Genomic DNA, 11,649 nt, shown 5'->3' on the forward strand with positions numbered 1-11,649 from the left:
GTACCGACTTCCCGCTGACCAGACAGTAGTGTTTCCGCACCCCCGCCGGTCCTCGTAGCGTTCCGCCGGGCGGTACAGCCGTGCGCCCGTAGAGATCCGAGGAGGGCGATGTGTCTCGAAACCCTGATCCGCGCTGGGACATCCGCGACGGCGCACACGTCGACGTGGTGGTGGTCGGCATGGGCGCCGCCGGCTGTGCCGCGGCACTGGATGCGCACGATGCGGGCGCCCGTGTGATCGTGCTCGAAAAGACGGGCGTCGCTGAGGCCGGGGGAAATACGCGAGTGTCGGGTGGGGGGTGGTTCCATCACGACGATCCGGAACAAGCTGCGAACTACCTGCGCGCACTCTGTGGCGACCGGGAGCTGCCCGAGTCGATTGTGCAGGTGTGGGCACACGGTACCCGTGAGGTGTCGGCGTGGATGCAGGCACTGGACGTCCGGGTCGGTCCACACGGCCATTACAACGCCACAGGCGCCGAGTACCCGGAACTGCCCGGCAGCGAATGCTACGGCGGTTTGCACTGCGTCGAAGGAGTACTAGGCCGAGGTCGGCTGTTCGACACCTTCGAGAAAGCGCTCCGCGAGCGCGGAATCGAAGTGCGGTACGAAACGGCCGCCGACCGGCTGACGACCGATCCCGCATCGGGCGCCGTGACAGGCATCGTCACCGCCACCGGAGAACATATCCGTGCGTCGGGCGGAGTCGTGCTCGCCACCGGTGGATTCGAAGGCGACCCGACGCTGGTGCGCGAGCATCTCGGTCTCCACGATGTTCCGGTGTGGGGCAGCACGGCCGCAACGGGCGACGGGCTCCGCATGGCGCAGCGGGTCGGAGCCGACGTGTGGCACATGGACAACATGATGGCGGTCAACGGCATCACCGAACCTGGTTCGCGGCACGGCCACTTCGCGATGTTCGTCTACTCACGGGGACTGATCTGGGTCGACGGGAGCGGAGCGCGCTTCGTCGACGAGTTCGTCCCCTCGGGGCACGGTCAGGCACTGATCGACGGACGGTACGTGTTGCATCCGCATCGTCCCATGTGGGTCGTGTTCGACGAGAAGACGAGGGCGGCGGGACCGATCAGCGGTTCCGCGGACGTCCTGCCCGTCGGGTGGAACGTGCTGATGAACGAATACCGCTGGAGTGCCGACAACAGCACGGAGATCGACGCGGGGTGGATCCTGCGAGGCGACACGCTCGAAGAGCTGGCTGCAGCCACGGGCCTTCCGGCGGATCGGCTCGGCGACACCGTGGCGGAGTACAACGCCGCATGTGCCGCCGGCGTCGACGGACGCTTCGGGCGTTCCGCCGCAACCCTGGTTCCGCTCCTCGAACCGCCCTTCTACGCCTATCACAGCGGACCGATGCTGGCGTGGACCAACGGTGGCCCCCGCCGAGACGAGCACGCGCGTGTCCTCGACACCGACGGTGCCGTGATCGACGGTCTCTACGCGGCCGGCACGGTCAGCTCCACGTTCAGCTGGGCGAAGGACGGGGGGTTCCACATCGCCGACGCCATCGTGTTCGGCCGGATCGCCGGAGAGCACGCAGCACTACGCGCCAGGTGACATGCCCGTGAGGCCGGCCTGGTTCGGCCGGGCCGGCCTCACGGTTCACTCTCAGTTCTGCGCACCGACCTCGGTCGGCTGGTCATCACTCGCCTGGAAAGCCTCGATCCGTGGGTCGGACGTGATGAATCGTCCGGCTGCGAGGTTCTCCTCGACCTCCTCACGCCAGAAACTGATCGCGCGTTCGGTGTCGATCTCGAATTCGAAGCGCCGGGTCATTTCCGGAGTGACGTCTTCGACGTCGACGTAGAACTGCTCGTACCAGCGACGCAACTGGTAGACCGGGCCGTCCTCTTCGCACAGCAACGGGTTGTCGATCTTCGCCTTGTTCCGCCAGATCTCCACGTCCTGAACGAACCCGAGTTCGACACCCTTCGTGAAGGTCTCGGCAATCTCCTTGGCCTGATCGTCGGTGAGCCCCTGCGGCTTCTTCACCGCGGCGCCCCACTGCAGCACGAAGCTCGTGGGCGAAACCGGATAGTGGCAATTGATCAGCACCGTCTCGAGTTGCCCCACCGGTGACTCGTTCCACAAGTAGTCGATCATGTACGAAGGCCCGTAGTACGCGGCCTCGGAACGCCCTATCGAATCGTCACTGCGGGAGTAACTGGTACCGAGGTCCACGTCCTCACGCGGTTTGGTGTTCATGTTCTGACTGGCGATATGACCTTCGAACACGTTCTTGAAATACACCGGGAACGAATAGTGGATGTAGAAGAAGTGTGCCATGTCGACCACGTTGTCGACGATCTCACGACAGTTCGAGCCCTCGATCGTCAGACGGTTCCACGTGAAGTCGGTCCACTCGCCTTCGGCGTATCCCTCGATCTCCGGGATCGTGACTTCCGGCGGCGGCGGGTTGCCCTGTGGATCGTGCCAGATGTACAGCTGGCCGTTGCGTTCCAGCGTGGTCCACGCCTTCGTCCGAGCGAGCGGCGGAACCCGTCGCGCATAGGGGATGCTCGAGCAGCGACCGTTACCCGCCCATCGCCAGTCGTGGAACGGGCACGCCACGGAGTCACCCTTGACCGTGCCCTGGGTGAGATCGCCGCCCATGTGCGGGCAGTAGCCGTTGAGTACGTTCAACGAGCCCTTGCTGTCTGCGAAAACGACCAGTTTCGTGCCGAACACGTCGACCGCATGCGGATTGCCGTCGCGGAACTCGTCGAGGAGCCCCAGGCAGTGCCATCCTCGCGCGTAGCGGGTCGGTGGCGGGGCCGATTCGATGACGCGAACTTCGTTGTCCGGGAGTGTCATTGTGTACCTCCGATACAAGTGGGGTGGGCCGAGAGGGTGAGATTCCGGGTCCCGGGCGGGATCTGTCGGACGGTAGTGACTTCCCGACCCTGGGTGTAGTGCATGTTGCGTTGAGCGGGAGAGGTCGTGCCGGAAGAGACACCGACGTGGTTGCGACGGAACACCTCGGTGACCGATCCATTCCGGATCGGCTCGGAACCCGTACCACTCGAGCCGCCGCCCGGGTTCTCGGGTCCGGCCGCGTCGGTCGTCCGAGACGCATCAACGCCCGCGAGGTGTCGTGCTTCACAATCAGGCGGCCATGTGACAGTATTCCTAATAGAAATACCCACGTCCCCGCGTCAATGACGCCGCGACTGTAGGAGAACACATGACGATCCAGGTCGAAGCCGACCGCCTGACCCCCAGCGCAGTACTCGATCGCGTCAGCCTGGTACTGGACGCGTTCGACGGCGCCGGCCGACTGACCCTCGCCCAGATCGTGCGCCGAACGGGCCTGCCCAGATCGTCCGCTCACAGGATGCTCGAGCGACTCGTTTCGATGCGGTGGCTCCACCGCGAAGGCCGTGACTACACGCTGGGCCTACGCCTGATGGAACTCGGCTCTCTCGCCGTTCATCAGGACCGGCTGCACGCAACCGCTCTACCGCACCTCCAGGAGCTGCAGCGTCTCACCGGCTTCGTCGTACACCTGGCCGTCCTCGACGGGAACGACATCGTCTATCTCGAGAAACTCGGTGGACGACTGATGTCCGCCGTTCCCACACGCATCGGCGGGCGCCGTACGGCGCACAGTACAGCGCTCGGCAAGGCTCTTCTTGCCTACACGGGCACCCCCGGACAGGCTTACGACCACATCCGGGAAAGCGGAATCGCTTACGAAAGAGAAGAATCCGTACCGGGATTCGGGTGTATCGCCGTTGCGATCGGTCCGGTGGGGTCTCCGGTCGCCGCGCTGTCCGTGTGTGGGCCCCTATCCCACCTGCGGTTCGACCACCGCATCAGCGCACCCGTCAGGATGACGGCGACTGCCGTCTGGCGCATGCTCGACCGCAATCACGTCACACCGACCCTGCAACGTCACCGGCCTCTGTTCACGAGTTCCCCTGCGGGCGAGCCGCAGTACGCCTGACCGCCGACTACCGTTCGCCGGGGACAGGCTCGTGCTCGTCACCCCCGATCTCGGTGGAACCGATCGAGAGACCCTTCCAGCTTCCCGGAGTCCGGGGACGGGGCATCCCCTGTGCATCGATGTCGCTGCGCGCGAACTGCGCTGCTGCCTCGTCGATGTCGTCGAGGAGCTGCCTGGACAGATCGATCTCGGCCCGGAAATACCGCTCGGCCCACCGCAGACTCATTTGTGAGAACGCCCAGCCCGGTTCACGGTCGGAATGATCCGCGTGCTCGCCGGCGCGACGCAGCTTGTCTTCGAGATTGACGATGTGGTCGTGCACGATGGCCTTCAGCTGGTCCGGATCGTTCAGGTGCCCCATGTACATCCGGAGCATGACACCGTGTTTGAGCACGGGCAGCTCCACCGGTGCCTCACGCGACCACGTCCGCACCGCGCCCAAGCCGTCCTCGGTGATCGCGTAGACACGTCGGCCACGCGTCCCGGGTTCGCTCACCACACGGGACCGGACGAACCCGAGCGTCTCGAGCTTCTTCAGTTCCGCATAGACCTGGCTGACCGAGGGGCTCCAGTAGTAGAAGCCGATGCTCCAATCCGCCCACTTCTTCAGATCGTTGCCGGTCAGTTCCTCCCCGAACGAGAGCATCCCGAGTACGGCCCAGCTCGTCGCGGGAAGAGAGGGGTACTGGTCGGTATCGGTCTCGGACACCACGAAAGCGTAACAACGACGACAGGCGTCCCCGGACCGGAAGCTCCCGCTGCGTGGGAGGCTGCCCGCTCATCGGGCGCCGCCGCGGCTAGCGTCGGCGGATCACCCCATCGTCGTGCCGTTACAGGAGCAACAATGACTACTTCCGAGACAGGTTCCCAGACGGAACGCATTCGCGCGACCGTGAACGCCTATCTCGCTGCGGTGGCGTCCGGCCGCGCCACCGAGGTCGCCGCACTGTATGCCGAGGACGCCACCCTCGAGGACCCCGTCGGCAGCGAGCCTCGTATCGGACGTGCTGCCATCACCGAGTTCTACAAGGGCATCGAGGCCACCGAGAACACGACCGAACTCCTGACACTCCGGATCAGCGGAGCGAACGCCGCGTTCCATTTCCGCGTCGTCACGAAAGCCGGCGAACAGACGTACGAGATCGACCCGATCGATGTGATGACTTTCGACCAGGACGGCCGGATCACGAGCATGCGCGCCTTCTGGGCACCGACCGACATGGTTCAGCGCTGACTTCACGCGGACGGATCGACATGCAGCCCGTCACGTGCCGCACCTGCGGCAATCGCGTACTCGCCGAGAAACACAGCGAAGCTCACACCAGCATCCAGTGGCTCACCGACGCCGCGCACGCATGCCCCCGTATCCGCAACGACACCGGGGCCGGCCACACACCGTCCTGGATCCCCTCCTGCGCCGATCTCCGCGACACGATCGACGATCTCGCCCGTCGCGGCGAACTCGTGACGAATCGGCGCAGCCACCCCGCCGCCGACCTCTCGACCAGGAGTTCTCATGACCGCCCGTGACATTCCCGACGTCCTCGCGTCCGCGACGTTGGGCCCGATCACGCTCCGCAACCGCATCATCAAGGCCGCCACGTTCGAAGCCGCCACCCCCGGTGCGCTCGTCTCCGACGATCTCATCGAGTACCACCGCCGCCCCGCGGCGGGCGGGGTCGGTATGACCACCGTGGCGTATTGCGCCGTGGCACCGGAGGGCCGGACCGAGGCCGATCAGATCTGGATGCGCCCCGAGGCAGTGCCCGGACTCCGGCGCCTCACCGATGCGATTCATGCCGAGGGGGCGGCGGCCTCGGCTCAGATCGGGCATGCCGGCCCCGTCGCCAACGGCGCGAGCAACGGGTCTCCGGCGCTCGGGCCGTCCCGTCAGCTCAACCCGCTCAGCATGCGCACCGTCCGTGCGGCGACACTCGGCGACATCGAACGGATCCGTCGTGCACACGGGAACGCCGCACGCCTCGCCGTCGAATCCGGCTTCGATGCGGTGGAGATCCATTTCGGTCACAACTATTTCGCGAGTTCGTTTCTCAGCCCCAAGATCAACAAGCGCGACGATGCCTACGGCGGATCGTTGACGAATCGGGCCCGGCTGGTGCGGGAGACCGCCTGCGAGGTGCGGGACGCCGTGGGCGGCAAGGTCGCGATCCTCGCGAAACTGAACATGGACGACGGTGTACCGGGCGGATTCTGGCTGGACGAGGCCGTCCAGGTGGCGCAGTGGCTCGAGGAGGACGGCTCCCTCGATGCCATCGAGCTCACCGTCGGCAGTTCCCTGTTGAATTCGATGTATCTGTTCAAGGGTGACGTTCCGCTCCGGGAGTTCGCAGCCGTCATGCGCGAGCCGGTGCGCACCGGAATGAAATTGGTCGGCGGACACTTCCTCAAGTCCTACCCCTACCGTGACTTGTTCATGCTGGAGCAGGCGCGGCAGATCCGTGCGGCGGTGAAGATGCCGCTCGTGCTTCTCGGCGGTGTCACCGACCGGGCCGGAATGGATACGGCAATGGCCGAGGGGTTCGAGTTCGTCGCGATGGCACGAGCGCTGCTCCGCGAACCCGACCTGATCAATCGGATCGCGGCCGAGCCGGAACATCGATCGCTGTGCATCCACTGCAACAAGTGCATGCCGACCATCTTCACCGGCACCCGATGTGTGCTGGCCGGGCCGGCACCCGTGCACTGATTCGGAACCGTTCGTGGTCGGGCAAGCGGTCCCGGCCCCGAACGATCCGCCGAGTTGTGCGAGCTGCGGGACGACATCCCGGCCGAACTACGTCGCGGTGATCACCGGCATCGAGTGCCCCACAGAGGCCGCCGACTCCCGGTCGCGCCCCCCGGGGGGGAAGATAGACGACCTAACTCGTGTCCCCGGCCCTGCCCACGCCGCTCTGGTGCGCCGGACCCACTCCCTCGTCGGACTCGACCGCCTCCTCCGTCTCCGCGGCCGGCTGCTCCTCGGCGGACGAGGCGACCGCGCCGCGGGGAGTGTCCTGCGGGTCCGGGGCCAGAGGATGCGAAGTATCGACGTGTTCGTCGTGTTCGGGCCGACCCTCCGCGGTCGAGGTGGTGGGTCCCTCACAGGGCGGAACAGCCGGTTCGGCATCACCGGGAGGGCGCGAACCAGCCCCGCGCTCGCGGACTCGCTCTGCTCGATTGCATCTCCTCCTGGTCGAACGCCCCGGCAGGGCGGTCGGTCGGTCCGCCGCCGGCCTCATCCGCTCCGGTGTCGCGCGAACCCTTCGAGCCACGCTCCGATTGAGGTTCTTCGTGCAGGTGCTGCCCCGGTTCGGTGCCCATGATTCGTCCTTGCCAGTTCCACCGGCTGCTCACTGTTCGCCGAGGCGAGTCCGGTACAGGGCTCAGCCCTCGACCGATGCGGTCCGAACGGCGGTCCAGGGTCTACCAGTACCCCTCCGGACAGTACGGACCCGAATTGTCGACCTCACTTTCCTGGCGGGCTTCCACTCCCTCGCCGCGAGGGAGACCACCCGGTCACCGGGTCGAAACCCATGACAGTGATGCCCCGTGTGAACGAACCCGAACAGCGCGAACATCGCGAGACACATCCGAAGATGCCGATTGCCCGACGACAGGAAAACGCCGACGAGGGCCGGCGGGTCCTGTTCCGACCTGAACCCGACCATCGAGGCCCTCGTTCGTTCAGGTCACCGAGTGCGCAGCTCCGCGACCACGGACGCCCGCTGTCCGGGAGCGCCCTCGCCGCCCGGACGCCCGATAGCGGACACTGGTCCCGAAGCCGACACCCGATTGGAGCATGTCAACGCCTCTCCTGTCCGAAGGCAGGAGATTCCCGGCTCAGACCGCAACCGCACCACCACCCGAAGGGAGGTGATCCACTTGACTCACGTCGTCGACACCGGTGTGGCCACGCTCCGCCACAGCCAGAATCACCCTGGCAGCGTTCCGGTCCCGGCATGCGGTGTGCCCACACACCCAGCACCGGAAAATCCGTTCCCCGAGCCCGAGGGGTTGCTTGGCTCTCGCGAAACACCCCGAACACGTCATCGTCGTATACGCGGGCCGCACCACCACCACCTTCCGGCCGGCCCGCCTGCCCTGTTCGACAAGTTCACGCTTGATGGCCCCCACCGCGGCATCCGCTGCCTTGCGCGCCATGTTCGTCTTCGACAGAAACCTCGGCTTGAAGTCCTCCACCGCGATGAGGTGATGCGCGTCGACCACGGTCTTGGCCCAGATCCGGCCGTCGTGCCGGTTCTGCCGGGCTGCCTTCTTCTGCACCTTCGCCGCCGTGCGGCGGGCCTGCCGGTAGCCCCTCGACGGCGGATGACCCCTCCCGTGCCGGCGCCGCGCCATCCGGCGTTGGGATTTCGCCAACTCCGCCGCACACCGTTTCCGGTGCCCGGCATGCGGCAGATCGAACCGCTCCTCGGTCGCCGTCGCGGTGCGGGACACCTCCCAATCGATCCCGACCGCACTGGTTTGATCGGCGACCTGGATCGACTCGGCGACGCGAGTCACCACGAACGAGGCATACCAATGGCCGAGAGAATCCTGAATGATGCGCACGCTCGTCGGCTCCGACGGCAACTCCCGCGACCACACCACCGGAATCGAGACACCCTTGGGCAACACCAACCGGCCCTCCCGGATCCGGAACCCGCGGCGGGTATACTCGAGCGACGGCAACGTCTTCTTTCGCGCCTTGAAGCGAGGCCAGCCCCGGCCCTTGACCGTGAACGAGGCGTCCAACGCTTGCGCGTAGGTGCGCAGCATCTGCTGCTGCGCGACCTGGGAACCATCCCGCAGCCACGACGACCGTGCTCGAGCCTCGGTCAACAGCTTGCTCAGTTTCGCGAACGTCGGCCGAACACCGGTTTTGGCCTGGTGGACGGCTTCGTTCCACAGGAACCGGCAGCGATGCCACTCCTGGGTCAGGGCGCGCTCGGCAACAGCGCCCGGCCGCAACCGGTAGTTGTAGCGCACCACCTCGATCCCCATGGCCGGCACGTTAACCGACCCCACCGACAAGGTTTGTCCGACACCACAACACACATGAAAGGAGGACGGCGCTTCCTCTCCCCCGTGAACGAGGGAGTATCCGCGCCGAACACCCGATGACCGCAGAACACGCAGTGCTGGATCCGCGCCGGATGCGCGATGTGATGGGCAACTTCTGCACGGGAGTCACCGTCATCACCGCCTTGGACGGCGACGAACCGCTCGGGTTCGCGTGCCAGTCCTTCACGTCCGTGTCGCTGGATCCACCGTTGGTCTCGTTCTGTCCGGCACGCACGTCGACGACGTGGCCGAAGATCCGGGAGATCGGCACGTTCTCGATCAATGTCCTGGCAGCGAGCCAGCGCACCCTGTGTGCGGCGTTCGCGGTCAGCGGCGGCAACAAGTTCCTCGGTGTGGAGTGGACGCCCGGCGACAACGGCGCACCCGCCATCGAGGGGGCGATCGCGCGCGTCGAGGCGACGATCGAGGCCGAGCACGACGCCGGCGACCACACCATCGTGGTCGCGCGGGTGACCGGCCTGACGGCGCTGCACAGCGGTGGTCCGCTGCTGTTCTACCGCGGCACCTACGGTCACTTCGACGAGATGTGATCGGTACCGGGCGCGGCCGGCAGGAATACCTGCCGGCCGCGCCCGGTTGTGCATCAGAGGTGTGCCCGGCGTCCGATCCCGGGCCCTGATGCGAAGGATCACCGGTGACAGTTCCCCTCTCCATCCTCGACCTGGCACACATCGGCAAGGGCGAAACCGCGCGGGACAGCTTCGCGGCGAGCGTGCGGATGGCGCAACTTGCCGAGGAGTGGGGCTACCGGCGCATCTGGTACGCCGAGCACCACAACATGCCGTCGATCGCGTCGTCCGCGACCAGTGTGCTGATCGCGCACGTCGCCGCGCACACGTCGTCGATCCGGCTCGGTGCCGGGGGCATCATGCTGCCGAACCATTCGCCGCTGACGATCGCCGAGCAGTTCGGCACGCTCGAGTCGCTCCATCCCGGCCGCATCGATCTGGGTCTGGGCCGTGCGCCGGGCAGCGACCAGAACACGATGCGCGCGCTGCGGCGTGATCCGTCGTCGGCGGACAGCTTCCCGCAGGACGTGCTGGAGCTGCAGGCCTATCTGCGGGGGCAGACCCGCATCCCGGGTGTCGACGCGATCCCCGGCAAGGGCGCCGATGTGCCGCTCTACATTCTCGGGTCGTCACTGTTCGGTGCGAAACTCGCCGCGCTGCTCGGCCTTCCGTACGGCTTCGCATCCCATTTCGCGCCGCAGGCCCTGGAGGACGCGGTCGCGTTGTACCGGCGCGAGTTCCAGCCGTCCGAGCAGCTCGCCGAACCACACGTCATCGCCGGTGTCGGGGTGATCGCCGCGGACACCACCGAGGAAGCGCGGCAGCTGTTCGAGGCCACCAAACGGAACCGCGTGGTGCAGATGGTCGGCCGTGGCCGCAGCTTCACCGACGAGGAGGTCGAACTGCTGCTCGACTCCCCCGCCGGCCGTCAGGTGACGCAGATGCTGCACTACACCGCCGTAGGCGACCCCGCCGAGGTCCGCACGTACCTGGACGCGTTCACCGAACGCGCCCAGGCCGACGAACTGATCGTGGTGTCCTCGGCGCCCGGCCGCACCGCGTGGCTGCGTTCTCTCGAACTGCTCGCCGACGTCAGCGGCCTCGTCCCCGCCTGACCCGCCGTTTCTTTGGTTTCCTGGTCTCCCCAGCCGCCCGTCCCCTCCGGGTGATGGGAACCAATATTCGGTCTATCCGGCTGAAGGTTCCCATCACCGTGCGGCGGGAGGTCGCCGCTACACGAGGGTGGCGGCGAGGTGGGTGCGCCAGGAGCCGGCGGCGGTGATGTCGCGGGCGGCGGCCGCGGCGTCGTCGCCGCACACGAACCCGGTCTCCCATGTGCCGTCGTCCAGCTGCACCGAACCGAGCCCCATCGGCGACGGCAGCGCGGCGAGGAACCGGCCGAGCGCGGACGGTGAGCACACCCACCGCTCCCCTGCCAGCGACGCACCGCCGTCCGCGCAGCGCACCACCGCCGGCTTCGGTGGCTGCGTGGGCAGCGCGGTCATCCGGTACTCGGGTGCCGTCGAGACCGATCCGGCCCAGCGGGCGCCGAGCGCGGTGAGCTGACCGGCGAGCGGCTGATCGCGCAGGTGCGCGCCGAACACGATCAGCGGGAACGACTGTGCCCCGGCCTGTTCCGGCCACGACGGGGTTTCCGGGTCGCGCGGGACGCCGGTCAGGCGCGCAGCGATGTCCGTCGCGACCGCGTCGTGACCGGCAGGCGCCAGCACCGTCACACCGAACTGCGCTGTGCTGCCGTCGGATTCGACGACCTCCCCGGCCGGCACCGCGACCCCGCACAGGTCGAACAGATTGCAGAAATTCGTGTACGTGCCCAGCCGCGAGTTCACGCCGACGGGATCCGCCTCGACCTGCGCGATCGTCGGATGGAAGGGTGCTGTCGGCACCAGCACTGCCGCACAATCACCCCATGCGTCCATCGCGCGCTCGCGCAGTTCGGCGAGGGTCGCGCGGTCGCGCAGCAGGTCGACGGCGGAGAACCGGGCGGCGCCCCGCACGATCGCCGCGACCACCGGATCCAATCCCACCCCCTGGTGAGGGGAACCTTCAGTCGGACAGACCGAATATTGGT

11 protein-coding genes are annotated in these 11,649 nt (G+C 66.8%); 7 read left to right on the plus strand and 4 right to left on the minus strand.

The genetic code is table 11. From position 1 onward, the window contains the following. Positions 1–110: 110 nt before the first annotated feature. Complete coding sequence (locus A8G15_RS26565; protein WP_082900182.1) at positions 111–1,574, plus strand: FAD-dependent oxidoreductase; 1,464 nt, start codon at positions 111–113, stop codon at positions 1,572–1,574. A gap of 51 nt (positions 1,575–1,625) precedes the next feature. Here A8G15_RS26565 and A8G15_RS26570 read toward each other — a convergent pair whose 3' ends face one another. Continuing rightward, positions 1,626–2,831 carry a 3-ketosteroid-9-alpha-monooxygenase, oxygenase component gene (locus A8G15_RS26570; protein ID WP_082900183.1) on the minus strand — a complete coding sequence of 402 codons (1,206 nt, stop codon included), beginning with the start codon at positions 2,829–2,831 and terminating at the stop codon, positions 1,626–1,628. Between the two features lie 370 nt (positions 2,832–3,201). On the opposite strand from A8G15_RS26570, the gene A8G15_RS26575 reads away from it, so the two are divergent. Beyond that, a complete protein-coding gene (locus tag A8G15_RS26575; RefSeq protein ID WP_068166031.1) occupies positions 3,202–3,963 on the plus strand; it encodes an IclR family transcriptional regulator in 762 nt (253 codons plus the stop codon). Positions 3,964–3,970: 7 nt separating this feature from the next. Here A8G15_RS26575 and A8G15_RS26580 read toward each other — a convergent pair whose 3' ends face one another. Continuing rightward, entirely contained in the window at positions 3,971–4,609 is a 639-nt protein-coding gene (locus A8G15_RS26580; protein ID WP_082900187.1) for a PadR family transcriptional regulator, read from the minus strand. A gap of 198 nt (positions 4,610–4,807) precedes the next feature. On the opposite strand from A8G15_RS26580, the gene A8G15_RS26585 reads away from it, so the two are divergent. From A8G15_RS26585 to A8G15_RS26595, 3 genes are read left to right on the plus strand one after another with little or no spacing between them, the layout of a single operon-like run. After that, a complete protein-coding gene (locus A8G15_RS26585) occupies positions 4,808–5,197 on the plus strand; it encodes a nuclear transport factor 2 family protein (RefSeq protein ID WP_068166032.1) in 390 nt (129 codons plus the stop codon). A gap of 20 nt (positions 5,198–5,217) precedes the next feature. Continuing rightward, a complete protein-coding gene (locus A8G15_RS26590) occupies positions 5,218–5,493 on the plus strand; it encodes a hypothetical protein (RefSeq protein WP_068166033.1) in 276 nt (91 codons plus the stop codon). Next, on the plus strand, positions 5,480–6,670 hold the full coding sequence (locus tag A8G15_RS26595; RefSeq protein ID WP_068166035.1) for an NADH:flavin oxidoreductase: 1,191 nt from the start codon (positions 5,480–5,482) through the stop codon (positions 6,668–6,670). The genes A8G15_RS26590 and A8G15_RS26595 overlap by 14 nt, the downstream gene beginning before the upstream one ends. 1,133 nt (positions 6,671–7,803) lie before the next feature. On the opposite strand, the gene A8G15_RS26605 is transcribed toward A8G15_RS26595, so the two are convergent. Continuing rightward, positions 7,804–8,967 (minus strand): RNA-guided endonuclease InsQ/TnpB family protein, encoded by a 1,164-nt coding sequence (locus A8G15_RS26605; protein WP_068166036.1) that lies wholly within the window; start codon positions 8,965–8,967, stop codon positions 7,804–7,806. 116 nt (positions 8,968–9,083) lie between these two features. Between A8G15_RS26605 and A8G15_RS26610 the strand changes: the two genes are divergently transcribed. Both A8G15_RS26610 and A8G15_RS26615 read left to right on the plus strand, forming a co-directional pair. Next, positions 9,084–9,578 (plus strand): flavin reductase family protein, encoded by a 495-nt coding sequence (locus A8G15_RS26610; protein WP_068166038.1) that lies wholly within the window; start codon positions 9,084–9,086, stop codon positions 9,576–9,578. A gap of 104 nt (positions 9,579–9,682) precedes the next feature. Then, a complete protein-coding gene (locus A8G15_RS26615; RefSeq protein WP_068166040.1) occupies positions 9,683–10,672 on the plus strand; it encodes an LLM class flavin-dependent oxidoreductase in 990 nt (329 codons plus the stop codon). A 117-nt stretch (positions 10,673–10,789) separates the two neighbouring features. On the opposite strand, the gene A8G15_RS26620 is transcribed toward A8G15_RS26615, so the two are convergent. Further along, positions 10,790–11,649, minus strand: an 860-nt coding sequence (locus A8G15_RS26620; RefSeq protein ID WP_425415134.1) for an allophanate hydrolase-related protein, incomplete at its 5' end; no start/stop codon positions are given.

The sequence above is a fragment of the Rhodococcus phenolicus genome (assembly GCF_001646785.1).
GTDB lineage: Bacteria > Actinomycetota > Actinomycetes > Mycobacteriales > Mycobacteriaceae > Rhodococcus > Rhodococcus phenolicus.

Coding starts and splice junctions, on each gene's coding strand:
- A8G15_RS26570 (WP_082900183.1), bottom strand. CDS start 2,831: ATGACACTCCCGGACAACGAAGTTCGCGTCATCGAATCGGCCCCGCCA.
- A8G15_RS26575 (WP_068166031.1), top strand. CDS start 3,202: ATGACGATCCAGGTCGAAGCCGACCGCCTGACCCCCAGCGCAGTACTC.
- A8G15_RS26580 (WP_082900187.1), bottom strand. CDS start 4,609: ATGCTCTCGTTCGGGGAGGAACTGACCGGCAACGATCTGAAGAAGTGG.
- A8G15_RS26585 (WP_068166032.1), top strand. CDS start 4,808: ATGACTACTTCCGAGACAGGTTCCCAGACGGAACGCATTCGCGCGACC.
- A8G15_RS26590 (WP_068166033.1), top strand. CDS start 5,218: ATGCAGCCCGTCACGTGCCGCACCTGCGGCAATCGCGTACTCGCCGAG.
- A8G15_RS26595 (WP_068166035.1), top strand. CDS start 5,480: ATGACCGCCCGTGACATTCCCGACGTCCTCGCGTCCGCGACGTTGGGC.
- A8G15_RS26605 (WP_068166036.1), bottom strand. CDS start 8,967: ATGGGGATCGAGGTGGTGCGCTACAACTACCGGTTGCGGCCGGGCGCT.
- A8G15_RS26610 (WP_068166038.1), top strand. CDS start 9,084: ATGACCGCAGAACACGCAGTGCTGGATCCGCGCCGGATGCGCGATGTG.